Raw genomic sequence first — 25981 nt, forward strand, 5'->3', positions numbered from 1 at the left:
CTAGGATGGTGGGTATGACTTTTCGTTCAACTCGTTGGCTGGCCGCGTTGCTGGCGTCTGGGGTAATGGCGTCTGGGGTGCTGGGCGCAGCGCAGGCCCAGGTGGGAGGGCAGGCGGCCCCGGTGCTGTCGAACGCGCTGTTTGGGGGGGCGGCGCGTGGGCCGGCGGGAACCTACCTGCTGCCGGGCGGCGTCAGCGTGCTGCTCAGCCAGAACCAGGGCTTTCTGATGTCGGGGACGGTGCAGGTGAAATACACCGCTCCGGCGGCCCAGCCCGCAGCGGCACCGGGCACCTCGACTCAGGGCAGCGGCGGGCCGAACAGTGCGGTTGCTCGCGTGGCGCAGGTCATCGGCGTGTTGAGCGGGTACGGCGAGGAACTGGCCGGGCCGCTGGAGGCGTTCCTCAACCGTCCGGACGTGGCCGCGCAACTGGCGCAGGGCTTCAGCGTCGGGGCCGAGGAGTACCTGCTTTCCGCGAAAACGGAGGGGGGCGTGCTGAAGGTGACCCTCAGCCTGCCGCAGGTGGACGCCCGAGCCTTCCAGGCCGTGAAAACCCTGCGGCCCGCCAGGACACCATCGGCCAGACCGGTGGTGGTGCGCGTGTACAGCGATTTCCAGTGTCCTTACTGCCAGAAGTTCGAGACCGAAACACTGCCGACCCTGCTGGCAAAACTGCCGGATGACGTTTCTGTCGAGTTTCACCACTTTCCGCTGGAGCAGATTCACCCGCTGGCCCGCCCGTCCGCCGAGGCAAGCGAGTGCGCCAGCCAGCAGGGCAAGTTCTGGGCGTACAAGGACGCGCTGTTCACGGACCGCAGCTGGCTGGCCAGCAACCCGCAGGAAGTGTTCGTGCGCCTGGCCGGGAAGGTGGGGCTGAATGTCGCGGCCTTCCAGAAGTGCGTGGAAAGCCGCGCCGGGAAGGCGGCGGTGGACGCCGGGCTGCAAGAGGCCCTGCGCCTGAACCTGAACGGCACGCCGACGGTCTTCGTGAACGGCTTCCGGGCCGGAAATGCCTACGACGCGAACGGCCTGCTGAACCTCATCGCCTTTGCCCGTGTGGCCGGGACGCTGCCCACGCCTGCGGCGACGCCCGCCAGGCCCTGATGGAAGGCCTGATGCTGGCCCAGGTGCTGCGTGACCTGGGCTCCCTGCTGCCGGCCCGGCACCTGGGCTGGGCCTTTCCCGACGAAACGACCTCAGCCCTGCTGCTGGGCGGCCCGGACGGCGCGGTGCTGGGCAACCTGGTGCTGAGTTACCGCCCGCCGCAACCGGCGCTGTTCATCAGCCGTGAGCGGCTGCGCGGCGATCCGAAGAACGGCTTTCAGCGTTATCTGGCAGCCCGCGTGCGCGGCGAGCTGCTGCGCGTCGAGCAGCTGAAACTCGACCGGGTGGTGGCGCTGCACTTCGCCGGGGAAGCCGGCTTCATTGACCAGCCGCCCGCCCGGCTGCTGTTCGAGGTCACGGGCCGCAACGCCAACCTGCTGGTGCTCGACGAGGGCGAGGGCTTCACGGGCCGCATCGCCCTGGCCGCCCGCGAGATCACCGGCAGCCGCAACCGCTTCCGCACCGTGCGCAGCGGCGGCACGTATACGCCCCCACCGCCTTACGAGAAATTCGACCCGCGCATCATGACGGAACGGGAGGCCGCTTCCCTGGCTGCCCTCCCCGTGGTGAACTGGCGTGACCGGGTGGACGGCCTGGGGCCACTGCTGAGCGCCGAACTGGCCCGGCGGGCCAACATGACCTTGGGGCAGGCGCCGGGAGACCAGTGGCCGGCCGTGCTGGCGGCCCTGCGTTCCCTGGTGGCCGACCCTTCGGTCAGTGAGGGGGCTTTGCAGGGCGGCGCCCGCGAGGCGGCGCGGGCCGAGAAAGCCGCGTCCTTGCGCAAACTGCTGCGCGAACCGCTGGACAAGCGCCTGACCCTGCTGAAAAACCAGCTGGGCGACGTGACCCGCGCCGAGCAGGGCGTGGAACTGGCCGCGCAAGACCGCCTGGAGGCCGACCTGCTGATGGCCTACGCCCACGATGTGCCGGCCGGAACGCCCCAGGTGACCCTCCCGGCCTTCGACGACAGCCGTGACGTTCCCATTTCACTGGAACCGCAACTGACGGCCCTCCAGAACGCCGAGAAGCGCTACACCCGCGCCCGCCGCCGTGAGGAGGTCTACGAGCGCCTGGCCGAGCGCGAGGAAAGCCTGAGAGCGGAATTTCAGGCGGCGCAGGAACGCCTGGGCCGTCTCGACCATGCCGACCTGGGCGAACTGGAGGCCCTGGCCGCCGAACTCGAATCTGAGAAGCCCGAGAAAAGCGCCTACGGCGCCCGCTTCACCACCCCCACCGGCTTCGAGGCGCTGGTGGGCCGCAACAACAAGGAGAACGCCACCCTCACGCACCGCGTCGGCAAAAGCCTGGACTGGTGGTTTCACGCCCAGGGGTATCCCGGCAGTCACGTCCTGGTGCGCACGGGCGGCAAGGAACTGGACCTACCGGATATCCTGTACGCCGCTCAATTGGCCGCCGCGCACAGCAAGGCGCGGGGCAGCAGCAACGTCCCGGTGGATTACACACGCATCAAGTTCGTGTGGCGGCCTAAAGGCGCACCCGCCGGACAGGTTCACTACACTGACCAGAAGACAGTTTTTGTGGACGGCAGTCTGCCAGATTAAACGGGCCAGTTTGAGGGAGCCAAATTAAGAGGGCAGCGACTCTTGACCGTTTTCTGGCGAGTGACAGGCCTTGGCCGCCCCTCTCCTCTACTCGTTTTCCCGCAGCGCCTGCCCCAGGGCGGCGGGGGTGCCTGTCCACGCTTCGGCATTTAAGCCGTCGGCGCGGAGGTAACGGGCGGCCAGGCCGGCGTGGGCGCCGCGCTCACACACGACGAGGTAGGGCCCACCCGCCGGAGTGAGGGCATGGCGGCCTTCCTCGATGTCGTCCATGCTGAGGCGAACAACGGGCAGGCGGCCGGCCAGCGGTTCCCCGGCCTGGGCCGGGCGCAGGTCGATGATGGTGTGAACGTCGGAAAGGGGCACTGCTCAAAGTGTACGGTGGGTGACCTGGCCTGTCCCGGGCCACGCCACAATCCGAGTGGTTCGCTCGGGTATGCTGGGGGCATGAAAGAAGTCTCCCCTGCTGAAGGTCAGGCCCTGGTGCAAGGCGGCGCGGTGCTGGTGGACGTGCGCGAGCCCAACGAGTACAGCGAAATTCACGCCGAGGGCGCGCAGCTCTTGCCCCTCAGTGAACTCGAAGCCCGCTACGCCGAACTGCCGAAGGACCGGCCCCTCGTGATGATCTGCCGCAGTGGTGCCCGCAGCGCCCGTGCCGGCGAATTCCTGCTGCAAAACGGGTACGCGGACGTGACCAACCTGGCGGGCGGCACGCTGGCCTGGAACGAAGCGGGCCTGCCCGTGGTGGGAGGGGACGCATGACGCAGCCCGAACAGACGGGTACGCCCGCCGAACTCAACGGTGCCCTGCCCACGCGCGAGCAGGTGCTCGAAGCCCTGAAGGTCGTGAAAGACCCGGAAATTCCCGTGAATGTGGTCGATCTGGGCCTCATCTACGATGTGGACGTGCAGGACACCGGGCTGGTGGACATCACCATGACCCTGACCAGCGTGGGGTGCCCCGTACAGGACCTGATCCGCGCCGACGCCGAAATGGCCGTCAGTCGCCTGGAGGGCGTGAACGAGGTGAACGTGGAGTTCGTGTGGGTGCCACCATGGGGGCCGGACAAGATGACCGAGGACGGCAAGCGCCAGATGCGCATGTTCGGCTTCAACGTGTAACAAGAATTCCGGCCCCTCGGTGATGAAGTCACTGGAAAGGGTCGAGCAGACTTACAAAGCTGGAAATCAGAGCGAACAGGAACAAAAAGCGTCTCGGACATAGAGTGAACCCTCCGGCGTTGTTCCGCAGGGAGCACGAAACAAACGGAGGCTTATCAACGCCCCGACATCGAAAAGGCCGCCCCACTGATAGGGCGGCCTTTTCCTGATGTCGGGTTAGACCTGGCAATAGCGTCGCTGAATTTCGCTGAGCAGGCCTTCGGCGTACTCGGGGAGGCTGGGGGCGAAGAAGACACCAGACTGCTGCACCTGAAAACGGTTGAGGGTGGTGCCGGTGTTCCGGTCGCTGATCAGGATATCGGCGGCTCCGACGCGCGGGGCGGCCTGATCCTGCGCGTTGGCCCAGTGATCGATCAGGCCCGTGATGCTGATGCTGGCGGCGTTCACGTCGGGGTAATCGGTGCTGCGGTATGCCCTGAACCCCTCCTCGTTCAGGCGACGGGTCAGGTACTGGGTGAGTTGCGGGCCGTAATCACCATCGAACACGCTTTGCACGGCGATGCCAGTGACGGGCCGGGTGCCTGGGGCGCACGTCCCGGCGGCGGGCGGCGCGGTGCGGGCGGTTAGGGGCGCCGGGGCACAGGCGCTTAAACTCAGGGCAGTGATGCCCAGCAGGGCCAGGAACAGTCGGGGCATGGGGTTACTGTAGGCCCGCCCGGCCCGGCAGGGCGTGAGGCGCGGGGCAACGCCTGTTCATCCGGGCGGGCGCTCAGCGTTTACCCTGTACCCATGAAGCTCTACACGAAAACGGGAGACGGCGGAACGACGGGGCTGTACGGGGCCGACCGGGTCAGCAAGGCGCACCCGCGCGTGGAGGCTTACGGCGCAGTCGATGAACTGAACAGCGTGCTGGGCGTGGTGCGGGCGCACAACCGGGCCGAGGCGCAGGATGCCGGGCTGGACGGCGACCTGAATTATCTGCAAAACGCGCTGTACGACCTGGGCGCCGACCTCTCGACCCGCACGGGCAGCCCTTACGAGAAGAACGTGAGCCGCCTGGACGACCGTGACCTGTCGGACATCGAGGGCATGATCGACCGCTATATGGAAGCCGCGCCGCCCATCCGGTGGTTTATTCAGCCGGGCGGCACGCTGACGGCGGCGCAGTTGCAGGTGGCGCGGGCGGTGGCGCGCCGGGCCGAGCGCGACGTGATCCGGCTGATGGAAGTCGAGGAAACCAACCACGCCGCGCAGGTGTACCTCAACCGCCTGTCCGACCTGCTGTTCGCTATGGCGCGGGTCGTGAACCACCGGGCGGGCCTCGATGAGGAAGCTGCGCAGAAGGGTGACCGCCGCCCAGCAGGTGACCAGAACGCATGACCGGCCGCAAGTTCACCGTGCAGGGCACCAACAACGGCTTTACCTGCGGTCACTGCGGCGCGCAAATTCGGCCCCTGGCGAACGGTTCGGTGCGCAACCACTGCCCGGTATGCCTGCACAGCAAGCATGTCGACCTTCAACCCGGCGACCGCGCCTGCACCTGCCACGGCGACATGGTGCCGGTGGGCGTCGAGCAGAGCGGCAAGAAAGGCTGGATCATCGTCCACCGCTGCGCCAGATGCGGCTTCGAGGGCCGCAACAAGGCCGCCCTGGACGACCCCGAGCAGCCCGACGACTGGGACGCCCTGATCGAGCTGAGCCGACCGAAGCTGTAGCGAGCCTATCGTTTGTTCCTTCCCAGTGATTTCATCACCGAGGGGCCGGAATTCTTATAACTGGTTGCCAGGATTGCACACTGGAGTTACCATCTCCAGCCGACGGTTTTTTCACTCACTGCTGCTCTCTCCTGCGCGCCTGATCTAACAAGCTGGACGCCTGCTGACCGGGTGACGTTAGGCTGTGCATCATGACGAGTGATGCTCTGACCCAGGCCCAGGCGGCTTACGCGGCGTTGAAAGCGCGTGGCCTGAAATTGAACATGCAGCGCGGCCAGCCCAGCGACGCCGATTTTGACCTCAGCAACGGGCTGCTCAGCGTGCTGACCGAAGCCGACCTGAAGATGGACGGCCTGGATCTGCGCAATTACCCGGGCGGCGTGACGGGCCTTCCGAGTGCGCGGAAGTTGTTCGCGGAGTACCTGGACGTGAAGCCGGAGAACGTCCTGGTGTGGAACAACGCCTCGCTGGAATTGCAGGGCCTGGTGCTGACCTTTGCCCTGCTGCACGGCTTGCGGGCCTCGAAGGGGCCTTGGGCGCACGGCAAACCGAAGATGATCGTGACCGTGCCGGGGTATGACCGTCACTTTCTGCTGCTGGAGACGCTGGGCTTCGAGTTGCTGACGGTGGACATGCAACCCGACGGGCCGGACGTGGACGCCATCGAGCGCCTCGCCGGGCAGGACGACAGCGTGAAGGGCCTGCTGTTCGTGCCGACCTACAGCAACCCCGGTGGCGAAACCATCAGTGCGCAGAAGGCGGCGCGGCTGGCGGGCCTGAAGGCAGCGGCGCAGGATTTCACCATTTTTGCCGATGATGCCTACCGGGCTCACCACCTCTCGGATGAGCGCGATACGCCCGTGAATCTCGTGACGCTGTGCCGCGACGCGGGCTTTCCGGACCGGGCCTTCGTGTTCGCCAGCACCAGCAAGGTCACGTATGCGGGCGCGGGGCTGGGGTTCATGGCCAGCAGTGAGGACAACATCAAGTGGGTCAGCAAGTACCTCAACGCGCAGAGCATCGGGCCGAACAAGCTGGAGCAGGCGCGGCACGTGAAATTCCTGGAGGCCTATGAAGGCGGCCTGGAAGGCCTGATGCTCGACCACGCCCGGCTGATCGACCCGAAATTCCGGGCGGTCAGCGAGGTGCTGGGCCAGGAACTGGGCACGGGCGGCGAGTTCGCCACCTGGGGCAACCCGAGGGGCGGGTACTTCATCAGCCTGGACACGACTGCGCCCGTGGCCGACCGGGTGGTGCAACTGGCCGAGGAAGCCGGCATCAGCCTGACGCCTGCCGGGGCGACCTACCCTGGCGGGAAAGACCCTCATAACCGCAACATTCGCCTGGCCCCCACGCGCCCCCCGCTGGAGGAAGTGGGCACGGCCATGCAGGGCATTGCGACCTGTATTCGCCTGGCCACCGAGGAACACCGCGCGCGGCAGGGCTGAGCCGCCAACCACTGAGCCGCCAGCAGATGCCCTCCCGAATACGCCCATTTACGGCCGTGAATGAACTTTCTTCAAACGCGGTTTACACGGTAAATTACCGCTCAAGGTCGCTTGCTTTTTCAGTGCCTACCCCCGAGGATGGAGGGTGATGCCCAGTCGTTACCCAGGAACCCAGGAGGAAAAACGGGCGCTCGCTGCCTACGTGAAACTGTCACGGGCGGCCCAGGCCATGGAAACGGCGGCGCACCGTCACCTCGCGGCCCACAACCTGACCATCAGTCAATTCGGGGTGCTCGAAGCCCTGCTGCACCTGGGGCCACTCAGCCAGCGCCGCCTGGCCGAGAAGATCCTGCGCTCCAGCGGCAACCTGACCATGGTCATCGACAACCTGGAACGCGACGGCCTGGTCACCCGCGAACGCGACCCGAACGACCGCCGCGTCATGATCGTGACCCTGACCGCGACCGGTGAGAGCCTGATCCGGAATATCCTTCCGACGCACGTCGAGGGACTGACCAGCCTGTTCAGCGCCCTGGAACCGGAAGAGGTGCAGGAACTGGCCTACCTGACCCGCAAACTGGGCCTGAGTTTGAAGTCATACGGATCCCGGTTGAACAGTTGACATGATGTTCAACCCGAGCGGAGCGAGAAGGAACAAAACGGTTGCCGGAAAAGGAGTTCTCGAATGGGCGTTTTCCGATTCGAGAACTCCTTTTCCGGCAAGCGTATAATTCCAGCCAATGAAAACAGCCCTCGCCTTATGCACGCGAGGGCTTTTCATTTGGGGCCGCCTCAGCAGCGTGTTCTTTGTCGCAGTGTGAGGGCTGGCCTTCAGGTGTCCACTCTGTCCAGGACTGCTGCGCCGCCCGGCTGTTCAGTCGAAGGTGGTGGCGATGAACAGCGGTTGGGCATTCGGGCCTTCAAAACCCGGGGTGTACGCCCGCAGGGTAAACAGGGCGCGGTTGCCTTTTACGTCCACGCGCTCCAGGGTGTAGCGGGCCGCGCAGGGCACGGCGGTGGCCGCCACCTGCCGCCCGCCCACCCGAAGGATTAGCCGGGCGGGGACGCTGCCGGGCGGCAGCATCTTGCGCCACGGGCACGGCGTCTGGGCCGGCAGCACCTGCACATCTACAGGCACGGGGCGGCTCCACAGTTTCACGCTGTTCTGCTCTGTCTGCCCGGCGCCCACGCCTTCCTGCCAGGTCGGGGCCTGCACCGGAAAGGTGCGTTTGAAACGCGGCACCGAGGTCAGGCCGGACGCGTATCCCTGCTGTTTCAGGGCGGGTTTCTGCGCCTCCAGGAGGGAAGCCATCAGGGTCTGAGGGCTGGGGCTTTCACGCTGCGCCTGCCGGCTGGCCTTCCACTCGCGGCCCGTCATGGTGTTGAGGAGGTGCAGTTGCGCCGCCGAAAAGCCGCTGCCGTCCCGCGAACCCTGCACCATCGCCAGCGCGTGGCTGGCCCCGGCATTGAAGGAAACTCGGGTCACACTCAGGCGGTCTCCAGCCTGCGCCGCGCCGCCCAGCAGCACGCCAGCACCAAGCACTGCCAGCATCCGGCGGCCTGACGCAGAGAAAGGAAACCTGCCGGAACGGGCTTCCCTATTCCCTGCGTTACCCGGCGCCTCCTGGCTCAAGGGGCTGCTCACTTGAACCTGACGGTGCGCATGACCTTGGTGAACAGCAGACTGGACGTGGGGTAACGCTCGACGGTATCGGACAGCTGGAAGTAGTACAGGTTCTTGTTGCCCTGCGCGAACCAGACCCGCATCTTGATGGATTTCTTGCCGCTGCTGACGATGTACTCGCGCTCCATGCCGCGCAGACCGCCGTAACTGACAGGGTAGCTGCTCTGCGGGCGCACACTCACCCCGGTGGACTTCAGGCCCTGCTCGTAGCCGGTGAACTGCTCGGTCAGGTTGAGGGTCTGCCCGCCCGCCTTGGGGGCGTACAGCAGCCGGATCATGGTGGCGGGGGGCGTCTTACCGGACACCATGCTGACGCCACTGGTCTTGTCGCCCAGTTCGACGCCCAGCCAGCCCTGCGGGTGGCTGAATGAGTAAGGCAGTTTGGGGTCGCTGAACGGCACCAGGGTCTGCGCTGCAGCGGTGTGCGGCAGGATCAAGGCAGCGGTCAGCAGAACGTGGGGCAACACAGCGGACATCTTCATGCCGGCACCTTAACAAAGGAATGTGAGGAAGCGCGCGTTAAAACTTGACGGGACGTTCACCAGGAGAGCAGCAGCACCTGGAGAAGACATCTCACGCCCCGGCACAGCCAGCAAGTCACGCCCCAGCAAGTCAGGCCAGAAAACCAGGCGGTCAGCGGCTGGAAGGCTACTTTGAACGCTCGTTCTGGTCTGGGCGCAGGTTCCGAGGGGCGGGCCACAGGCGCAGGTTGGCGGTGCCAGCCACGTCCCGCACGCTCACCGGGCCATAGGCTCGGCTGTCCAGGCTGTCACCCAGGCGGCGGTTGTCGCCCAGCACCCACACCTTGCCGCCGGGCACGACCTGGGCGGGCTGCTCGTTCATGTACCCCTCGGGGCTGGTGTAGGGTTCGGCCACCACGCGGCCATTCACGAGCAGCTGCCCGCCCTGAATACGCACGGTGTCCCCGGCGAGCGCCACCACGCGCTTGACGTTGTAGGGCCGGTAACGCAGGCCGTACATGGTTTCTGTGGCATAGGGGCTGTCGGCAGGAATTTTGAACACCACCAGGTCGCCCCGCTTCAGGTAGGGGCCGCTGAGGTGCCAGGCGTGCAGCCAGCGCGGGTACTTCAGCAGCAGCAGCAGTTGCCCGCTGTGCAGGGTGGGGGCCATGCTCTCGCCATTCACGCGGGCGAAGGTCGCCACGAAGGTCGTCAGCAGGTACACCGGCAGCAGCGCCCCCAGCACCCAGGTGCGCCAGAAGTCCCGCCACGGGGCAGGGGAACGGGCCTGGGGCGGGGTCACGCGCTGCATGCTAGAGCATTTGACAAAAGAACGCAGTGATTTTGTCCGAACAGCGCGAGTGAATTTAAATGAAGAGGTCGAGGAATGAAGGGCTCTGGGGTGCCCTTCCACAGAGCGTGTCATTCGGAGAAATGCTCTAGCGCATTCGCGTTTGGGGTCGTGCCTCTTCCATGAGTCAGGCCAGTGAAGTTTAGTGGGAAGCAGGCCGAACAGGGCGCGTGGCAGACTGCGGCCATGCCTGAACTGATGCCGGCGGCCCGCACTGCGCGGGAAAGTATTTTTTCGGTCATGAGCCGCCTCGCCGCGCAGCACGGGGCTGTGAACCTGGGGCAGGGGTTTCCGGCAGACCCGCCGCCGGCGTTCCTGCTGGAGGCGGCACGGGGGGCTGTGGGGCACTTCGACCAGTACACCCCCCCGGCGGGCCTCCCCGCATTGCGTGAGGCGCTGGGCGCCGACCTGCATGTAGACCCACAGGACATCGTGGTGACCAGCGGCGCGACCGAGGCGCTGGCCGCCCTGGCGCTGAGCCTGTACGGCCCGGGCGACGAGGTGCTGATGCTGGACCCGTGTACGACGTTTACCTGCCGCAGGCGCGGCTGGCCGGGGCGACGCCGGTGACCGTGCCCATGACCCTGAATGACGGGGGCTGGGCGGTGGACGTGAACGCCGTGCAGGCCGCCGTGACCGGGCGCACCCGGGCGCTGCTGCTGAACACGCCGCACAACCCCACCGGCAAAGTGCTGAGCGCGGCCGAACAGCGTGACCTGGTGGCGCTGGCCCGCCAGCACGACCTGTGGATCATTTCCGACGAGGTGTACGACGAACTGTCTTTCACCGACGAGCCCGTCAGCCTGCGTTCACTGGCCCCGGAGCGGACATTCACAGTGGGCAGCGCGGGCAAGCGGCTGGAAGCCACCGGCTGGCGCGTGGGGTGGGTGGCGTGCCCGGCCGGCCTGGCCCCACAGGTGGCAGGCGTGCGGCAACTGGCGTCCTTCTGTGCCCCCACGCCCCTGCAGGTGGCGGTGGCCCAGGCGCTGCCTCGGGCGCGGCAAGAAGGGTTTTACGCCCAGCTCCGCGAGAAATACCGCGTCAGAAAGGAGTGGATGGTCAGCGGCCTGCGGGCCCTGGGCGTCACCGTTCATGAGCCACAGGGCACCTACTTTCTGACGGCGCAGCACCCTGCCTGGGACGCCCTGTCGCTGGTTCGGGAGGGCGTGGCAGTCGTTCCGGGCGAGGCCTTTTACGACCAGCACGATTGCCCGCCAGGACTTTTCCGCGTGGCCTTCTGCAAATCTCAGGAAGACCTCGAGGAGGCCCTGGCACGCCTTTCCCGGCTGGCCTAGGGGTTCGGACGAACCGGTTCGGCATTGTTCGGTGTCACATCCTAAAGATACTCTCAGGTGCCAGCGCGGCCCCAAATGTGATCTATTTGGTTTATGAAGAAGACCCTTTTAGGCTTCCTGGCCCTGTGCACCGTAACGACCGCTTCCGCCGCCAATTACGTCGGTGGCTCGATTGGTACGGGCGGCAGCATCCACTATCAGCAAGACCGTTCTGCCACCTCCGCCATGCGTTACAGCCTGGATCTGGCCGCCACCGGCCTGAGCTTCAACAACCTGCGGGTCGGCGGCTCCGCCGATTACCTGATGAACATCCCTGGCCAAGCCCCCTCAGCCCTGACGCCCTACTACGGCGCGGGTCTGGGCGCTTACGTGAGCCTGGGCGCGGGAACCGGCGTGGGCCTGTACCCGCACGCGCTGCTGGGGGCCAAGTACAACGTCTCCGCCCCGCTGAGCATCTTCGGTGAAGTGAATGCCGGCCCTTACTTCAACCTGGGCAGCGCCACCTTTTTCTCGTTCGGCTGGGGTGCCCGCCTGGGCCTGAACTACCAGCTGAACAACTGATCCTGCCTGTTCACCCCCATATGCTTCTCAAGCCGATCCATCAGTGGTCGGCTTTTTCTTTGCATAAGTCGGGAGGGGTTGACGGACAGGCTGGGAATCTTGACACGGCACAGGCAGCTTGCAGAGTTGAGAAACTCCCCCGCGAGATGTAGCAGTGTGATGCGGATTCTCTGGGCATCTGCCGAAAGTGACCTTCTCTTGACAAGCGGACGAGGACAATTCATCCCTGCAAAAACTCGATGAAAACAGGGCAAACCTCTGGATTGTCCGGCCACATCGGGGCGCAACCCGGAAATTTGGTCTCACTTCATTTTTTGGGGTATTCTGACCCCAGTTCACTTCATTGAATCCCCCATAGGTCTTGAGTCATATTTTTTTCCTCTCCTGGAGGACTGATCCCCACTGGAAACGCTGCGAGTCTCAGGAAATTCACGTCCCAATGCCGTCGCCGGAGCCGTCGCGGCGCTGCTGCGATCGCAGGGCCAGGTGGAAGTGCAGGCCATCGGGCCCGCCGCCGTGAACCAGGCCATCAAGGCCATCGCCATTGCGCGCGGCTACCTGCACGACGACAACCTTGACCTGACGGTGCAGCCCTCCTTCGTAAAACTGGATGTCGCCAGTGAGGAACGCACCGCCATGAAATTCCTGGTCTACGGGTACAGCACCCAACAGCCGTAAAAAGCTGCCACGCTGCTCGACTTTCCTTGCGCGTGGCGGCCCGGTATTTCCCTGTTCAATTGGGCTTGCGGTGAAACAGCATGGTGCGTTTGCACTGCGCCACCAGGTCACCGTGCTGGTTGAATGCGCGGTGCTCGACAGTCACGAGGCCCTGGTTGGGGCGGCTCTTGCTGGCGCGCGACTCGATGACCTCCGACTCGACGCGCAGCGTATCCCCGTGAAACACGGGCTGGGGGAACACCACGTCGGTCAGGCCCAGGTTGGCGACCAGCGTGCCCAGGCTCAGTTCGTGCACGCTAATGCCAACCAGCAGCGAAAGGGTCATCATGCTGTTGAAAAGCGGCCGGCCGAATTCGGTTTTCGAGGCGAACTCGAAATCCAGGTGCAGCGGCTGGGGGTTCATGGTCAGGGTCGTGAACAGGATGTTGTCCGACTCGGTGACGGTGCGCGTCACGCGGTGGCGAATGACGGTACCGAGCGGAAGTTCCTCGAAGTAGCGGCCAGCAGGGCGGTTCAGGTCATCGTTCATGCGTCTTTCCTTTCGGGGTGCTGGTGTGCAGCGGATTGTTCGGCACTGTGTAAGTCGCCACTGGGTAGGTCGGCGCTTTGCAGCAGGGCGCGGGCCTTGACCAGCATGGGTTCGTCCACCATCTGGCCCTCGAAACTGAAGGCCCCGTGTCCAGCCTGCGCGGCCGCGTGGGCGGCGTCCAGCAGGGCGCGGGCGCGGGCCAGGTCGGCGGGTGTCGGGCCGAACAGGTCGTGGGCCAGCGTCACCTGCGCCGGGTGAATACACAGCTTCCCGCTGTATCCCAGGGCGCGGCCCTGCGTGGCGTCTTCGCGGAAAGCCGTTTCGTCGTTCAGGCGCGTGACCACGATGTCCAGCGCGGCCACCCCGGCCAGCCTCGCGGCCAGCGCCACCTGCGAACGGGCGTACAGCACTTCCAGGTTCCCGGCCGTGCGCGTGCCCCCCAGATCCGTGGTGTAGTCCTCGGCGCCAAAGTACGCCCAGGCCACGGGCGGAATCATGATTTCACGGGCGTTCCAGACACCTGCGGCAGTTTCCAGGCCCGCCATGATGGGCAGGTTCAGGCCCAGTTCAGCCAGCGCGCTCTCTACCCTGGAGACGTCGGCAGCGCTCTCCAGTTTCGGCACGACCACGCCGGCCAGTTCCGGCGTAAGCACCGTCAGGTCGTCCTCGAAGTACGGCGAGTGGGGGGCATTTACGCGAATGAACACGGCCAGGTGCGGCGCAGCGGCGATCAGGTCGCGGGCCGCGTCACGGGCGATGGGGCGCGCGGCGGCCTTGGCTTCGGGCGTGCCGGGCACGGCGTCCTCCAGGTCGATAACCACCGCGTCCGGTGCGCTGCGCGGCAGTTTGGCGATCAGGTCGGCGCGGTTGCCGGGCGCGAACAGCACGCTGCGGGGCCGCGACAGCAGGCCGTTCACGCCCGCCCCGATATGAACCCCAACACAGGCCCCGAAACGGTCAAATGGGCAATCAGCATGCGGACAGTCTAGAGGGTGAACCGCCTGGCCCAGCCTCCCGCGTCAGGAGTTCAGGACGATCCGGGCCTCGTCCGGGCGCAGGGACGTGTCGGCAGGCGGCTGGTCATTCAGGCTGCTGAGCAGCGTCCGGCCGTTCAGAACGCTCAGCGGGCGGGATTCCGAACCGAAGTTCAGCGCCACCAGCACACTTTCCCGACCCTGTTGGCGGCGGAACAGAAACACGTCCTCGTGTCCGGAATCCAGGCTTTCATACGTGCCGCCGATCAAAGCGGGATGCGTCTCGCGCAGGCGCGTCAGGGCGCGGAAGTAGTTCAGGTCGCTGAGCGGGTCGGCCTGCTGCGCCTCGACGTTGACGGCCATGAAGTCGTCCGCCACGGGCAGCCAGGTCTCCACGCCCGCCGCGCTGAACCCGGCGTTGGGGGAGGCGTCCCACTGCATGGGGGTGCGTTCCGGGTCGCGTCCAGCGGCGGGCGAATCGGGTTGTTGCAGGCCCGCCGGGTCGACCATGCGCTCCGGGGGAATGGGGACGTTCTGCATGCCGATCTCGTCGCCGTAGTACACGGTGGGCGTACCGCTCAGGGTCAGCAGCAGCGTCTGCGCCACGCGGTACTGCGCCGCGCCCACGCGGGTCTTGAAGCGGTGCTGGTCGTGGTTGCCCAGCACCCAGTTGGGCCACGCGCCGGCCCTCAGGCTGGCCGCGTCGTAGTCGTCCGCGAACTGGCGGACGGTGCCGGCCTGCCACGGCAGCAGAATGAGGTGAAAGTTGAACGGCAGATGAACCATCGGGGCATCGGGCGTGCCGGCGTAAGGCAACAGTTTGTCGAGTGGCAGGTAAATTTCCCCGACCATCATGCGGTCGGAAAATTCGTCGATCACGCGGCGCATCTCGCGGATGTATTCGTGCGTTTCGGGTTGATCCTGCGTGTAGATGTGAATCAGGGTGCTGTGTTCCACCTGCCCGCCGATCACCTCGCGCCCGGCGTCCGGGTTCACGGGTTCGTCCAGGAAGCGGGCGTCCTCGGCCAGCAGCCAGATCACGTCTACCCGGAAACCGTCGACGCCCCGGCGCATCCAGAAGCGCAACACGGCGAACATGGCCTGCCGCACGGCCGGATTGCGCCAGTTCAGGTCGGGCTGGGTGGGCAGGAACTGGTGCAGGTAATACTGGCCGCTTTTTTCGTCCAGTGTCCAGGCCGGGCCACCGAAAAAGGACTTCCAGTTGTTCGGCAGGCCGCCGTCCGGTGCGGGGTCGCGCCACACGTACCAGTCGCGCCTGGCGCTGTCTTTGCCCTCCAGCGCCTCCTGAAACCAGGCGTGATCCGAGGAGGAGTGGTTGGGCACATAGTCCAGCATGACCTTCAGGCCCAGCCGGTGCGCCTCGGCGACCAGCGCGTCGAACTGTTCGAGCGTGCCGAAAAGGGGGTCGATGTCGCAGTAGTCGGCCACGTCGTAGCCGAAGTCGCGCATGGGGCTTTTGAAGATGGGCGAGAGCCACACCGCCTGCACGCCCAGGCTGGCGATGTAGGGCAGGCGCTGCGTGATGCCCCGCAGGTCGCCGATGCCGTCGCCGTCGGTGTCCTGGTAGGAGCGCGGGTAGATCTGGTAGATGATTCCGCTTTGCCACCATTTCAGTTCGCCGTGCAGGTTGGGGGTCATGCTGGTAGCGTAGCAGGCCTGGCAACCCGACTGAATCGATTCAGTCGAACGGTCTAGATCACCCGCTGAAGAATCGCCCCTGATTCACCCGGCTGGCAACCCGGCTGTCGTCGCTGCCCCAGCTGTGGAACAATAAGCCGTGGCCAAGTTCAAGCCAGCGTTCGGCGGGCCGGCTGATCACGCCCGGCTCCCTGCCCCTGCGGCTGTCGCAGGCTGGCCGTATGCCCGGCATGGCCTGAAACTGCTGGATTACCGCTGGGTCAAACGCCCGCCCGGCGGGTTCGCCTCACGCCTGCAAAGCCGGTCAGAGCAGTTCTTGCCGCTGCACGGCCCTGAACCGCATCCTGGCCCCGAAACGCCGCCGGAACTGACTCATCTCAGCACACAGCCCCTGGATCTGGAGTTCTCGGGCACACGCTTCACAGGGACAGGCTTCACGGGCACCGTCTTCACGGAGCCACAACCCACGCTGGAAGATTCGGTTATCGAGGCGCTGATCCGTGCCCTGTACGACGCCCTGCCCGACACACTGGCCGAAACGGACGCCCTGGCGCAGACCACCGCGTCGGGCACCCTGCTGGGCCGCCACGGAAACGCCTCCAGACCCACTTTCGAGGAACCCCGGCGGCCCTCTCCTTCCTCAGTCCCGGCAGCCGGTGCGCCAGCGTCTGTCTCCCCTGCCGCCAGTGGCACGCCCCCCGTCCCAGCACCCGAACCGCGCCCCTACGTGATCGGTTCCCCCCCCGAGGGCCTGCCTGCCGCGACCCTGCGTTCACTGACGCGGCTGGACATCCGGGTGCCGCCCGACCGGACGGCCGGGGTCATCCGCGGCCAGGCCGAACTGGGACAGGGCGAACCGTGCTTCCTGCGGGCGCAGTCGGCGCTGTGGTCGTGGCGCACGCACCGCCAGGCCAACATGGACATTCACTCGCACGGGCCCCCGCTGCCCGGCCGCAACGCCCTGGTCGAGCAGAAGATCGGGCCGGTCACGCTGCTGCTGGGATGCCGCGTGCTGGACATGGTCGAGGAACCGCGCCGCTGGGGCTTCACGCTGGTCAGCCTGGACGGCCAGGTGCTGCTGCTGCGCGAGACTTTCCTGGTGGACTGGCAGCCCGATGACCGCGTGGTGTTCTCGTTGAGTACCCAGCAGTTCCTGGCGATGCCCAACCTGACTTTTCTGGCTCCGGTTCACGCGGCGCTGCGCCGCAAGTTCAAGCAGGAGTACATCCGCAACATGCAGGAAATGACCGCCGACTGATCCTGGGCGGGGTCGTCTGGAACACAGACCCTTCCTGCGGCCACCCAGGGAACGTGCAGCATTAAGCGCCTGGGCCAGAAAGAGGGAGGTTTGTGGCTGAGTGGAAGAACACAGCTTACAGAGAGCAAGCGAATGGCGACGGGCAGAACGGAGTGGCAAAGCTGGGGGAGCGGATAGAGGCGCTTTCCTGGCGCACGCCTTATCTAGAGCATTTGACAGAATTACGGCCTTCGGGGAACAGCACCCCAAATGCCTCCAGTCTGCCCTATGCTCTCCTCAAATTCACTCACTTCGTTCGGACAACGAATGGCAGAAATACGCTGCCATTCTTATGTCAAATGCTTTAGATCACTGCTTGAATTCGTGCCAGTGGCCGTTCCAGCTCACCACAGCGCCGCCCGACCAATGGGTTTTCTTAAGGGCCGGGCGCGTTCAGAAGCCTGTGCCAGGCGGTGTGTCAGGCTAGGTGAACCCGTTCTCCCGCTGCCATGACTGTTATCTTTGTGCTGAGTCTACTTATACTGGGTTCAATTCATCAACGCTGCTGGTCGTCAACGCTGCTGGAGGTTCCCGGCCTCCACATCAGGCCAGAAGGAAGGTAGAACACATGACTTCACCCGCTGACCCCCACGCCCCTGCCCCTCGGCCCTGGCTGGAGCACTACGAGCAACACGTTCCCCACGACTTCCAGCCCACCGGCCATACCCTGCCGCAACTGCTTCAGCAAACCGCGCAGCATTACCCGAAGCACACGGCCATGACCTTCATCGGCGCACGCACCAGTTACGCCGAGTTGCTCACCCAGGCGCAGCAACTGGCCGCCGCCCTGCAAAAAATGGGCGTGAAACCGGGCGACCGCGTGGCCGTCATGCTGCCCAACTGCCCGCAGTTCGTGATCAGTTTCTTCGGCACCCTGATCGCCGGGGCCATTGTCGTGAACACCAGCCCGCTTTACACCGCGCACGAACTGGAGCACCAGCTTCAGGACAGCGGCAGCGAAACGCTGATCATCATGGACATGTTTTACCCGCGTTACCTGGAGATCCAGGAGCGCGTGCCGGTCAAGCGCGTGCTGGTCACCGGCATCCAGGACGCCCTGCCCTTTCCCAAGAACCTGCTGTACCCCCTCAAGGCCAGAAAGGAAGGCACCTGGGTGAACGTGCAGCCCCAGGAACACGTGCTGAACTTCACGAAGGTCATCGATTCGCAGACACCCTACCCCGCCGCCGTAAACATGACGGCGCAGGATGTGGCGCTCCTGCAATACACCGGCGGCACCACCGGCACGCCCAAGGGCGCCATGCTGACCCACGCCAACCTGGTGGCGAACGCCGAACAGGCCCGCCTGTGGATGGGTGACCTGAGAGTGGGCCAGGAAGTCACGCTGGCGGCCATTCCGTTCTTTCACGTGTACGGCATGACCGTCGCCATGAACCTCAGCATCCTGGGCGCCGCGAACATGGTGCTGGTGCCCAACGCCCGCGACATCAAGATGGTGCTCTCCGAGATTCAGAAGAACAAGGCCACGCTGTTTCCCGGCGTGCCCACGCTGTACAACGCCATCAACAACCACCCCGACACGCCCAGGCATGACCTGAGCAGCATTCGCGCCTGCATCAGCGGCAGTGCGCCCCTGCTGCTGGAAACCGCGCACAAGTTCAAGTGGATCACCGGGGGCGCGAACCTGGTCGAGGGCTACGGCCTCACCGAGAGCAGCCCGGTCACGCACGTCAACCCCATTTTTGGTGAGCAGCAGGAAGGCAGCATTGGCCTGCCGCTGCCCGGCGTGGACGCGCTGATCATGAACGATGACGGCCAGCCCGTGCCGACAGGCGAACGCGGCGAACTGTGGGTGGCCGGCCCCATGGTGATGAAAGGCTACTGGCAGCGCCCCGAAGAGACCGCCCGTACCCTCGCCGAGCGCGGCGGCAAGGTCTGGCTGAAAACCGGCGACATCGCCACCATGGATGAACGCGGCTTTTTCAGAATCGTGGACCGTAAAAAAGACCTGATCATCGCCGGGGGCCACAACATCTATCCGCGCGAGGTCGAGGAAGTCCTGATGATGCACCCCGCCGTGCTGGAAGCAGCTGCCGTCGGCATTCCCGACGAGTACCGCGGCGAAAGCGTGCACGCCGTCCTGGCCCTGAAACCCGGCCAGAGCGTCACCGAGGCCGACATCCGGGCTTTTTGCAAACAGGAACTCAGCGCCTACAAGGTTCCCCGCAGCGTCGAATTCCGCAGCGAACTGCCCAAGACGGCCGCCCTGAAAATTCTGCGCCGCCAGCTCGCCCAGGAAGCCACCGAACGCGTCATTCAGGAACGGGCGCAGAAGAACCTGCCGCCGCAGGGCTAAGGAAGGCTGAGCGCAGTTCTCCGAATGATGCCCTGAAGGGGATCAGCGCCCCAGGCGGCGCCCTTCTCTCCTTTGGAGCTGTGCCCGTATGCTGCGCCACCTGGCAAGTCCATCCTGTTTATTCAACTTCGCCCGGCCAGGAAGCACTTCTCTTTCTGGCCAGCGTCACGCCGGTGGTGCTGTGGCAATGCACATGAACGCGCGTCTGCTCGCCCAGTTCGGTCTTGATGGCCTTCACGATGTCGTAGGCCGGCTGGGGCCTGAGCAGCGCGGCCATGTCCTTGAGGCACAGGCTGTCGCAGCCCAGGTCTACCAGGTCGCGGGCCAGTTGCACGTAGCCCTGCACGGTGTGCAGCGGGCTGACGGTGTAGCAGAGGGTGCCCTGCGCGTGCTTTCCGGCCCTTTTCACGGCGGCGATGCTGCGCTGCACGTTGCGCACGTCGTTCAGCGCATCGAACACGCGGTACACGTCCATACCGTTCTCGGCGGATTTCTCCACGAAGGCGTCCACCACGTCATCAGCGTAGTGGCGGTAGCCCAGCAGGTTCTGGCCGCGCAGCAGCATTTGCAGGCGGCTTTGCGGCATGAGCTTGCGAAAGGTACGTAGCCGTTCCCAGGGGTCTTCGTTCAGGAAGCGGATGCAGGCGTCGAAGGTCGCGCCGCCCCAGCACTCCACACTCCAGAAGCCCGCCGCGTCGATGTCGGCGCAGGCGCCCTGCATGTCCTCCAGCGCCATACGGGTCGCCATCAGGCTCTGGTGCGCGTCGCGCAGAGCGAGTTCGGTCACACCGATCACTCTCTTTTCCATGCCCTCATCATTCCACCGGTATGTCAAGAGTAAAGGGGCCAGGCAATTCCCGTCCACAGCCTGGAGACGATCTGAACCGAGATTGCCGACCACCACAAGAGTCTGCACAGAAAGCGTAGAATCTTGGGATCACCCGCAACTCCCGGCACTGCGCCAGCGCTGGGGACACTGGCATCACCTTAAAGGCGCCGCAGCACACGCTGGCGCGAGGTTCCGCTTTACAGTAAAGAAAACCCATGCCAGGAGGCCCCCATGCATCACCTGCTGTTCTACCGCTTTGCCTACGCCGACCACGCCGTGCGCCGCGAACCGTACCGCGCCGACCACCTCGCCCTGGCGCGCGAGGCCGCTGCACGCGGCGAACTGCTGCTGGGCGGCGCCCTGGCCGAACCGATGGACGGCGCAGTGCTGGTTTTCACGAGTGCCGAAGCGGCCAGCACGTTCGCGGAAGCCGACCCATACGTGCAAAGCGGCCTGGTGAAAAGCTGGGAAATCAGGCCCTGGACGACGGTGGTGGGGGCGCTGGTGAAATAAGCTGGCGGGAAAGCGCCGCCAGCCTCCTGCGTCTCCCGCCGTGCGTCTTTTCTGCTGCTCACTCCGGCGCGGGAAATACCGCCAGAGACAGAGCGGTACTTTTGTGGTTGATCTGAGTGGGCGGTTGACCTGCGTGGACAGGTGACCTGGGCGACAGGCAACGCCTGGCACCTGCGCGCCACCTTGTTTCCATTGCCCAGGAACCTGATTTGACCAGACTGGAAAAGCGGGGATGGCAGACGCGCGTTTTACCACCTGAATAGCCACCTCCATTTCGCTTCCCTGGCTCCGCGCTATCCTTGCTCCTATCGCACCTGTCCGGTGCGGTCATCCAGACTCGCCAGAGGGTGTTTCCTGCCCGACTGCACGGCGGAGCAACCGGCCTTCATTGCGGCACGGTGCTTTCAGGAAAGGTTCGCGTGGGTGCACCGACGATGGTGCGAGCGAACACGATGGCCCAGCGGAGGCGCCCAAGCGCATAGACACCGGAGGTCGCCTGTCAGCGGCTTTTTTTCATGGAGTGAACATTTTGAGCAGCATGAGCACGACGAACCTTCGCGCCGAAGCGCGAAAACGCATCCTGATTCTGGACGGCGCGTGGGGCACGCAGCTGCAACGCGCCGGGCTGACCGAGGCTGATTTCCGTTTTGACGGCGCCGACCCGCTGCGGATGTACCGGGGCAACTTCGACCTGCTGCAACTGACCCGGCCCGACGTCATCCGGGACGTTCACCGCGCCTACTTCGGGGCCGGGGCGGACATCGCCAGCACGAACACCTTCAACAGCACCAGCATCTCGCAGGCGGATTACGGCACCGAGGCCCTCGCCTACCGCATGAACCTGGAGGGCGCCCGGCTGGCGCGCGAGGTGGCCGACGAATTCACCGGCCGCGACGGCAAACCGCGCTGGGTGGCGGGGGCGGTGGGCCCGACCAACCGCACGGCGACCCTCTCGCCGGACGTGGAGCGCCCCGAATTCAGGAACGTCACTTTCGACGATCTGGTGGCGGCTTACAGCGAGGCCGTGACGGGATTGATGGACGGCGGCGCGAACCTGCTGTTGATCGAGACCGTGTTCGATACGCTGAACGCCAAGGCAGCGCTGTTTGCCGCGCAAGACGTGTTCGAGCAGCGGGGCCGCGAGCTGCCGATCATGCTCTCGGGCACCATCACCGACGCTTCCGGGCGCACGCTGAGCGGCCAGACGCCGGAAGCCTTTGCAGTCAGCACCGAGCACGCGGGCCTGTTCAGCCTGGGCCTGAACTGTGCGCTGGGCGCGGATCTGCTGCGGCCCCACCTGCGGGCCATTGCGGCGAACACAGACCGGCTGGTGTCGGTTCACCCGAATGCCGGCCTCCCGAACGCGTTTGGCGAATACGACGAGACACCCGAGCACACCGCCCGCGTGCTGGCCGAGTTCGCGCGCGAGGGGCTGGTGAACATCGTGGGGGGGTGCTGCGGCACCACACCCGAGCACATCAAAGCCATTGCCGACGCCGTGAAGGGCCTCACGCCACGCACGCCCACGGCGCGGTCGCCTTACCTGCGTCTGAGCGGTCTGGAAGCCCTGACCGTCACGCCCGAACTGAATTTCGTGAACGTAGGCGAACGCACCAACGTGACCGGCAGCCCCCGCTTTTCAAAGGCGATTCTGGCCGGGGATTACGACGCGGGCCTGAAAATTGCGCGCCAGCAGGTCAGCAACGGCGCCCAGCTGGTCGACGTGAACTTCGATGAGGGCATGCTCGACGGCGAGGCCGCCATGGTCAAGTTCCTGAACCTGCTGGCGGGTGAACCCGACATCTCGCGCGTGCCGCTGATGCTGGACTCCAGCAAGTGGGAGATTCTGGAAGCGGGCCTGAAGCGCGTGCAGGGCAAGTGCGTGGTGAACAGCATCTCGCTGAAGGACGGCGAGGAGAAATTCCTGGAGCGGGCGCGGCTGCTGCGGCGGTACGGGGCGGCGGCGGTGGTCATGGCCTTCGACGAGCAGGGCCAGGCCGACAACCTCTCGCGCCGTCAGGAAATTCTGGGCCGCGCCTACCGGCTGCTGACCGAGCAGGTGCAGTTTCCGCCGCAGGACATCATCTTCGACCCCAACGTGCTGACGGTCGCCACCGGTCTGCCGGAACACGACCGCTACGCGCTGGACTTCATCGAGGCCACGCGCTGGATCAAGGAAAACCTGCCGGGGGCGCTGGTGTCGGGCGGGATTTCCAACGTGTCCTTCAGTTTCCGGGGCAACAACCACGTGCGCGAGGCCATGCACGCCGTGTTCCTGTACCACGCCATCGGCGCCGGGCTGGATATGGGCATCGTGAACGCCGGGATGCTGGCGGTGTACGAGGACATCGAGCCCGAACTGCGTGAGGCCGTCGAGGACGTGATTCTGGCGCGCGGTTCAGTATCCGATACAAGCAGCGCCACCGAGCGCCTCATCACGCTGGCCGAGGGGTACAGAGACGTGAAGCGCGAGGCCGCGGCCGTGAACGCCTGGCGCGAATGGCCCGTGCAGGAGCGCCTGAAGCACGCGCTGGTGCAAGGCCTGACCGACCACGTGGTGTTCGATGCCGAGGAAGCCTACCGCGAACTGGGTTCGCCGCTGGCCGTAATCGAGGGACCGCTGATGGACGGCATGAACGTGGTGGGTGACCTGTTCGGCGCCGGCAAAATGTTTCTGCCGCAGGTCGTGAAGTCCGCCCGCGTGATGAAGCGCGCGGTGGCCCACCTGACCCCGTATCTGGAAGCCGAGAAGGCCGAGAGCAGCAGCAAAGGCAAGGTCGTCCTGGCGACCGTGAAAGGCGACGTGCACGACATCGGGAAGAACATCGTGGGCGTGGTCATGGCCTGCAACGGCTATCAGGTGACCGACCTGGGCGTGATGGTGCCGGCCGAGAAAATTCTGGATGAGGCCGAGAAACTGGGCGCGGACGTGATTGGCCTGAGCGGCCTGATCACCCCCAGCCTCGACGAAATGGTGAACGTGGCCCGGGAGATGACGCGCCGGGGCATGAAACAGCCCCTCCTGATCGGCGGGGCGACCACCAGCCGCGCCCACACCGCCGTGAAGATCGACCCGGCCTACGACGGAACGGTCGTTCACGTCATCGACGCCAGCCGCGCCGTCACGACCACCAGTGAACTGCTCGCCGACGAGGCCGCTTACCGCCACAAAACCCGAACCGAGTACGACGCCCTGCGCGAACGCCACGGCGAGCGGCAGGTGCGCCTGATTCCGCTCGGGCAGGCCCGCGAACGTGCGCCGCGCCTTTCCCCGGCCGTTCCCGCCGCTCCCCGTCAACCCGGCCGGCAGGTCATCGAGCAACCCATCAGCGAACTGCTGGAATACATCGACTGGACACCGTTCTTCATCGCCTGGGAAATGAAGGGCATCTACCCGAACATTCTGAGAGACCCCGTGCGCGGTGAAGAGGCCCGCAAGTTGCTGGGTGACGCCCAGGCCTTGCTGAAACGCATCGTGGACGAAAACCTGCTTCGCGCGCGGGGGGTCATCGGGCTGTGGCCCGCGCACCGCGAAGGCGACGACATCGTGCTGGATGACCTTCACCCGCAGGGGACGCTGGATCGACAGACCCACGAGGTCGCGGCCGGACGGGACTCCCTGCCTGATCTCCCCCGTTTCCATACCCTGCGTCAGCAGCGCGATCAGGCCACGCCGAATACCGCCCTGGCCGATTTCGTGGCCCACCGAGGCGACCATATCGGGGCTTTTGCCGTGTCCATTCAGGGGGCGGAACAACTGGCGCAGGATTTCGAGGCCCAGCACGACGATTACAACGCGATTCTGGTGAAGTCGGTCGCGGACCGGCTGGCCGAGGCCTTCGCGGAAAAACTGCACCGCGACGTGCGCGTGAAGCACTGGGGCTACGCGCCCGACGAGTCGCTGGACAACAATGACCTGATCAAGGAGCGCTACGCCGGGATCAGGCCCGCGCCGGGCTATCCGGCCCAGCCGGACCACACCGAGAAGCGCACGATTTTCCGCCTGCTGGGCGCGGAGGGCATCGGCATGGGCCTCACCGAGTCGTGCGCCATGACGCCCGCCGCGGCCGTTTCGGGGCTGTACTTCGCGCACCCGGACGCCAGATACTTCGCGCTGGGCCGCATCGGGCGCGATCAGGTGGCCGAGTACGCCGGGCGCAAAGGCTGGACGCTGGAAGAAGCCGAGAAATGGCTGGCCCCGAACCTCGCCTACGACCCCAGCAAGCAGGAAGCGGTGAGCGCATGACCACCCGGATTTCCCTGGAGTTGATTCCCCGAACGCGCAGTGGCTTGCGGGCGGAACTGGAGGAAGTCAAACAGACGTTTCCGGGGGTGGACACCATCAACGTCCCGGATCTGGCACGGTTTTCCACGCGTTCCTGGGAAGGGTGCGCCTTCGCGCGGCCCCACTTCCGCGCCATTCCCCATATCCGCGCCATCGACCTGAACCCCAAAGAGCCGCTGCCGATGGCGAACCCTCTGGCCGCGCACGGCATCGAGGAGGTGCTGATCGTCACCGGGGACGCGCCCAGTGACATGAACCGCCGCGTGTACAACGTGGACGCCGAGCAGGCCATCCGGCGCTTCGCGCGCGAGTTGCCGCATGTGAAGGTGTACGCCGGCATTGACCCTTACCGCCAGTCGTTGGCCCGGGAACGCGACTACATGGAGCGCAAACTGGAGGCGGGCGCGGTGGGGTTCTTCACCCAGCCGTTTTTCGACCTGCGCCTGATGGACGCCTACGCCGACCTCGTGCCGGACGGCGCAGAGGTGTGGTGGGGCGTCACGAACGTGACCACCGAGGGCAGCATGACCTACTGGGCGACCCGCAACGCCGCCGTGTACCCGCGTCATTTCGATCTGTCGCTGGAGTGGAACCGCCGCCTGGCCGCCGAAGCCCTGCAATTCGCACGCGACCGGAGGCAACACATGTACTTCCAGCCGATTCGCACGAAGGTCGTGGATTATCTGGGCGGCATTCTTTAGAGCAATTGACAGAAGAACGAAGCGCTTTTTGTCCTAACCGACTGGCACAGCTCCGCAGAAGAGAATTCAGAGAACCGCTCTAAGCTCTGGTCATGTCCGAGGATGGCCGCCGGGAACTGGAACAGGCGCGAGACGAGTTCTTGCAACGCTTGACAGAGAAAGTTCAGCCTGACCCGCGCTTTCTCGCGATGTGGCTGGAAGGCAGCCTGGGACGAGGAAAGGCCAACAGGTACTCGGACGTAGACGTGCATGTTCTGCTGAAAGAGAAGTCCGACGGTAGTGCTCCAGAAAATCCTTCAAGCGGCTTTGAGAGACTCAGCCACTTCCAGAAGCTTAACCCAGGGGTAGCTGTACCCCAAGACCGAATGCGGGCGGACGGTGTTGTACCAGGTGCGGAACTGA

General features: G+C 65.3%; 25 protein-coding genes and 1 pseudogene. 17 read left to right on the plus strand and 9 right to left on the minus strand.

The genetic code is table 11. The annotated features are described in order from the left end of the window. The first annotated feature begins 14 nt into the window (after positions 1–14). Positions 15–1103, plus strand: coding sequence for a DsbA family protein (locus E5Z01_RS14175; RefSeq protein WP_240738447.1), 1089 nt, complete (start codon positions 15–17; stop codon positions 1101–1103). Then, complete coding sequence (locus tag E5Z01_RS14180) at positions 1103–2665, plus strand: Rqc2 family fibronectin-binding protein (protein ID WP_135229957.1); 1563 nt, start codon at positions 1103–1105, stop codon at positions 2663–2665. Before E5Z01_RS14175 ends, E5Z01_RS14180 begins: the two co-directional genes overlap by 1 nt. 87 nt (positions 2666–2752) lie before the next feature. Here E5Z01_RS14180 and E5Z01_RS14185 read toward each other — a convergent pair whose 3' ends face one another. Next, positions 2753–3028 carry a rhodanese-like domain-containing protein gene (locus E5Z01_RS14185; RefSeq protein WP_119766029.1) on the minus strand — a complete coding sequence of 92 codons (276 nt, stop codon included), beginning with the start codon at positions 3026–3028 and terminating at the stop codon, positions 2753–2755. Between the two features lie 81 nt (positions 3029–3109). Here E5Z01_RS14185 and E5Z01_RS14190 point away from each other — a divergent pair, with 81 nt between their 5' ends. Then, positions 3110–3424: a rhodanese-like domain-containing protein gene (locus E5Z01_RS14190; protein ID WP_167757937.1), complete on the plus strand. Its 315-nt coding sequence runs from the start codon at positions 3110–3112 to the stop codon at positions 3422–3424. After that, a complete protein-coding gene (locus E5Z01_RS14195; protein ID WP_167757938.1) occupies positions 3421–3783 on the plus strand; it encodes a metal-sulfur cluster assembly factor in 363 nt (120 codons plus the stop codon). Before E5Z01_RS14190 ends, E5Z01_RS14195 begins: the two co-directional genes overlap by 4 nt. A 216-nt stretch (positions 3784–3999) precedes the next feature. On the opposite strand, the gene E5Z01_RS14200 is transcribed toward E5Z01_RS14195, so the two are convergent. Beyond that, the gene (locus E5Z01_RS14200) at positions 4000–4479 is read right to left on the minus strand and encodes a hypothetical protein (RefSeq protein ID WP_135229959.1); all 480 of its coding nucleotides are present in this window, start codon (positions 4477–4479) and stop codon (positions 4000–4002) included. 93 nt (positions 4480–4572) lie between these two features. On the opposite strand from E5Z01_RS14200, the gene E5Z01_RS14205 reads away from it, so the two are divergent. The 4 genes from E5Z01_RS14205 (at position 4573) to E5Z01_RS14220 (ending at position 7568) form a co-directional block, all read left to right on the plus strand. Beyond that, positions 4573–5163, plus strand: coding sequence for a cob(I)yrinic acid a,c-diamide adenosyltransferase (locus E5Z01_RS14205; RefSeq protein ID WP_135229960.1), 591 nt, complete (start codon positions 4573–4575; stop codon positions 5161–5163). Continuing rightward, positions 5160–5498, plus strand: coding sequence for an RNHCP domain-containing protein (locus E5Z01_RS14210; protein WP_135229961.1), 339 nt, complete (start codon positions 5160–5162; stop codon positions 5496–5498). Before E5Z01_RS14205 ends, E5Z01_RS14210 begins: the two co-directional genes overlap by 4 nt. A gap of 191 nt (positions 5499–5689) precedes the next feature. Further along, positions 5690–6946: an aspartate aminotransferase type Ic gene (locus E5Z01_RS14215; RefSeq protein ID WP_135229962.1), complete on the plus strand. Its 1257-nt coding sequence runs from the start codon at positions 5690–5692 to the stop codon at positions 6944–6946. Between the two features lie 148 nt (positions 6947–7094). Further along, a complete protein-coding gene (locus tag E5Z01_RS14220) occupies positions 7095–7568 on the plus strand; it encodes a MarR family winged helix-turn-helix transcriptional regulator (RefSeq protein ID WP_135229963.1) in 474 nt (157 codons plus the stop codon). Positions 7569–7820: 252 nt separating this feature from the next. Here E5Z01_RS14220 and E5Z01_RS14225 read toward each other — a convergent pair whose 3' ends face one another. The 3 genes from E5Z01_RS14225 to lepB all read right to left on the minus strand — a co-directional run bounded on the left by E5Z01_RS14225 (position 7821) and on the right by lepB (position 9902). Next, positions 7821–8498, minus strand: a complete 678-nt coding sequence (locus E5Z01_RS14225) for a DUF2259 domain-containing protein (protein WP_135229964.1) — start codon at positions 8496–8498, stop codon at positions 7821–7823. Positions 8499–8587: 89 nt separating this feature from the next. Beyond that, positions 8588–9112 (minus strand): hypothetical protein, encoded by a 525-nt coding sequence (locus E5Z01_RS14230; protein WP_240738449.1) that lies wholly within the window; start codon positions 9110–9112, stop codon positions 8588–8590. A 166-nt stretch (positions 9113–9278) separates the two neighbouring features. Further along, complete coding sequence (lepB, locus tag E5Z01_RS14235) at positions 9279–9902, minus strand: signal peptidase I (protein ID WP_135229965.1); 624 nt, start codon at positions 9900–9902, stop codon at positions 9279–9281. Between the two features lie 279 nt (positions 9903–10181). On the opposite strand from lepB, the pseudogene E5Z01_RS14240 reads away from it, so the two are divergent. The 3 genes and pseudogenes from E5Z01_RS14240 to E5Z01_RS14250 all read left to right on the plus strand — a co-directional run bounded on the left by E5Z01_RS14240 (position 10182) and on the right by E5Z01_RS14250 (position 12475). Then, positions 10182–11236, plus strand: a pseudogene (locus E5Z01_RS14240) (pyridoxal phosphate-dependent aminotransferase). Positions 11237–11329: 93 nt separating this feature from the next. Continuing rightward, positions 11330–11797 carry a hypothetical protein gene (locus E5Z01_RS14245; protein WP_119766018.1) on the plus strand — a complete coding sequence of 156 codons (468 nt, stop codon included), beginning with the start codon at positions 11330–11332 and terminating at the stop codon, positions 11795–11797. 402 nt (positions 11798–12199) lie between these two features. Then, positions 12200–12475: a stage V sporulation protein S gene (locus E5Z01_RS14250; protein WP_135229966.1), complete on the plus strand. Its 276-nt coding sequence runs from the start codon at positions 12200–12202 to the stop codon at positions 12473–12475. 55 nt (positions 12476–12530) lie between these two features. On the opposite strand, the gene E5Z01_RS14255 is transcribed toward E5Z01_RS14250, so the two are convergent. The 3 genes from E5Z01_RS14255 to E5Z01_RS14265 all read right to left on the minus strand — a co-directional run bounded on the left by E5Z01_RS14255 (position 12531) and on the right by E5Z01_RS14265 (position 15637). Beyond that, on the minus strand, positions 12531–13004 hold the full coding sequence (locus tag E5Z01_RS14255; RefSeq protein WP_135229967.1) for a MaoC family dehydratase: 474 nt from the start codon (positions 13002–13004) through the stop codon (positions 12531–12533). Further along, complete coding sequence (locus E5Z01_RS14260) at positions 13001–13921, minus strand: HpcH/HpaI aldolase/citrate lyase family protein (protein WP_135229968.1); 921 nt, start codon at positions 13919–13921, stop codon at positions 13001–13003. The genes E5Z01_RS14255 and E5Z01_RS14260 overlap by 4 nt, the downstream gene beginning before the upstream one ends. A 102-nt stretch (positions 13922–14023) precedes the next feature. Then, positions 14024–15637 (minus strand): alpha-amylase family glycosyl hydrolase, encoded by a 1614-nt coding sequence (locus tag E5Z01_RS14265; protein ID WP_135229969.1) that lies wholly within the window; start codon positions 15635–15637, stop codon positions 14024–14026. A 139-nt stretch (positions 15638–15776) separates the two neighbouring features. Between E5Z01_RS14265 and E5Z01_RS14270 the strand changes: the two genes are divergently transcribed. Beyond that, complete coding sequence (locus E5Z01_RS14270) at positions 15777–16895, plus strand: DUF1990 family protein (RefSeq protein WP_135229970.1); 1119 nt, start codon at positions 15777–15779, stop codon at positions 16893–16895. Between the two features lie 607 nt (positions 16896–17502). Further along, entirely contained in the window at positions 17503–19251 is a 1749-nt protein-coding gene (locus E5Z01_RS14275) for a long-chain-fatty-acid--CoA ligase (protein WP_135229971.1), read from the plus strand. Between the two features lie 118 nt (positions 19252–19369). On the opposite strand, the gene E5Z01_RS14280 is transcribed toward E5Z01_RS14275, so the two are convergent. Then, the gene (locus E5Z01_RS14280) at positions 19370–20059 is read right to left on the minus strand and encodes an acetyl-CoA carboxylase biotin carboxylase subunit family protein (RefSeq protein WP_205750494.1); all 690 of its coding nucleotides are present in this window, start codon (positions 20057–20059) and stop codon (positions 19370–19372) included. Between the two features lie 252 nt (positions 20060–20311). Here E5Z01_RS14280 and E5Z01_RS14285 point away from each other — a divergent pair, with 252 nt between their 5' ends. The 4 genes from E5Z01_RS14285 to E5Z01_RS14300 all read left to right on the plus strand — a co-directional run. Continuing rightward, positions 20312–20593: a YciI-like protein gene (locus E5Z01_RS14285; RefSeq protein WP_135229972.1), complete on the plus strand. Its 282-nt coding sequence runs from the start codon at positions 20312–20314 to the stop codon at positions 20591–20593. Between the two features lie 538 nt (positions 20594–21131). Further along, positions 21132–24839 (plus strand): methionine synthase, encoded by a 3708-nt coding sequence (metH, locus tag E5Z01_RS14290; protein ID WP_135229973.1) that lies wholly within the window; start codon positions 21132–21134, stop codon positions 24837–24839. Then, on the plus strand, positions 24836–25579 hold the full coding sequence (locus E5Z01_RS14295) for a methylenetetrahydrofolate reductase (RefSeq protein ID WP_135229974.1): 744 nt from the start codon (positions 24836–24838) through the stop codon (positions 25577–25579). The genes metH and E5Z01_RS14295 overlap by 4 nt, the downstream gene beginning before the upstream one ends. Before the next feature lie 92 nt (positions 25580–25671). Further along, on the plus strand, positions 25672–25981 hold a 310-nt coding region (locus E5Z01_RS14300; RefSeq protein WP_135229975.1), incomplete at its 3' end, for a nucleotidyltransferase domain-containing protein.

The organism is Deinococcus fonticola (assembly GCF_004634215.1).
Lineage (GTDB): Bacteria > Deinococcota > Deinococci > Deinococcales > Deinococcaceae > Deinococcus > Deinococcus fonticola.

Bases quoted from the DNA above. Each gene is read 5' to 3' on its own strand.
- E5Z01_RS14280 (WP_205750494.1), bottom strand. From the start codon at position 20,059: ATGGAAAAGAGAGTGATCGGTGTGACCGAACTCGCTCTGCGCGACGCG.
- metH (WP_135229973.1), top strand. From the start codon at position 21,132: ATGAGCACGACGAACCTTCGCGCCGAAGCGCGAAAACGCATCCTGATT.
- E5Z01_RS14265 (WP_135229969.1), bottom strand. From the start codon at position 15,637: ATGACCCCCAACCTGCACGGCGAACTGAAATGGTGGCAAAGCGGAATC.
- E5Z01_RS14200 (WP_135229959.1), bottom strand. From the start codon at position 4,479: ATGCCCCGACTGTTCCTGGCCCTGCTGGGCATCACTGCCCTGAGTTTA.
- E5Z01_RS14255 (WP_135229967.1), bottom strand. From the start codon at position 13,004: ATGAACGATGACCTGAACCGCCCTGCTGGCCGCTACTTCGAGGAACTT.
- E5Z01_RS14295 (WP_135229974.1), top strand. From the start codon at position 24,836: ATGACCACCCGGATTTCCCTGGAGTTGATTCCCCGAACGCGCAGTGGC.
- E5Z01_RS14195 (WP_167757938.1), top strand. From the start codon at position 3,421: ATGACGCAGCCCGAACAGACGGGTACGCCCGCCGAACTCAACGGTGCC.
- E5Z01_RS14215 (WP_135229962.1), top strand. From the start codon at position 5,690: ATGACGAGTGATGCTCTGACCCAGGCCCAGGCGGCTTACGCGGCGTTG.
- E5Z01_RS14205 (WP_135229960.1), top strand. From the start codon at position 4,573: ATGAAGCTCTACACGAAAACGGGAGACGGCGGAACGACGGGGCTGTAC.
- E5Z01_RS14220 (WP_135229963.1), top strand. From the start codon at position 7,095: ATGCCCAGTCGTTACCCAGGAACCCAGGAGGAAAAACGGGCGCTCGCT.
- E5Z01_RS14275 (WP_135229971.1), top strand. From the start codon at position 17,503: ATGACTTCACCCGCTGACCCCCACGCCCCTGCCCCTCGGCCCTGGCTG.
- E5Z01_RS14180 (WP_135229957.1), top strand. From the start codon at position 1,103: ATGGAAGGCCTGATGCTGGCCCAGGTGCTGCGTGACCTGGGCTCCCTG.
- E5Z01_RS14225 (WP_135229964.1), bottom strand. From the start codon at position 8,498: ATGCTGGCAGTGCTTGGTGCTGGCGTGCTGCTGGGCGGCGCGGCGCAG.
- E5Z01_RS14175 (WP_240738447.1), top strand. From the start codon at position 15: ATGACTTTTCGTTCAACTCGTTGGCTGGCCGCGTTGCTGGCGTCTGGG.
- lepB (WP_135229965.1), bottom strand. From the start codon at position 9,902: ATGCAGCGCGTGACCCCGCCCCAGGCCCGTTCCCCTGCCCCGTGGCGG.
- E5Z01_RS14190 (WP_167757937.1), top strand. From the start codon at position 3,110: ATGAAAGAAGTCTCCCCTGCTGAAGGTCAGGCCCTGGTGCAAGGCGGC.
- E5Z01_RS14245 (WP_119766018.1), top strand. From the start codon at position 11,330: ATGAAGAAGACCCTTTTAGGCTTCCTGGCCCTGTGCACCGTAACGACC.
- E5Z01_RS14230 (WP_240738449.1), bottom strand. From the start codon at position 9,112: ATGAAGATGTCCGCTGTGTTGCCCCACGTTCTGCTGACCGCTGCCTTG.
- E5Z01_RS14210 (WP_135229961.1), top strand. From the start codon at position 5,160: ATGACCGGCCGCAAGTTCACCGTGCAGGGCACCAACAACGGCTTTACC.
- E5Z01_RS14285 (WP_135229972.1), top strand. From the start codon at position 20,312: ATGCATCACCTGCTGTTCTACCGCTTTGCCTACGCCGACCACGCCGTG.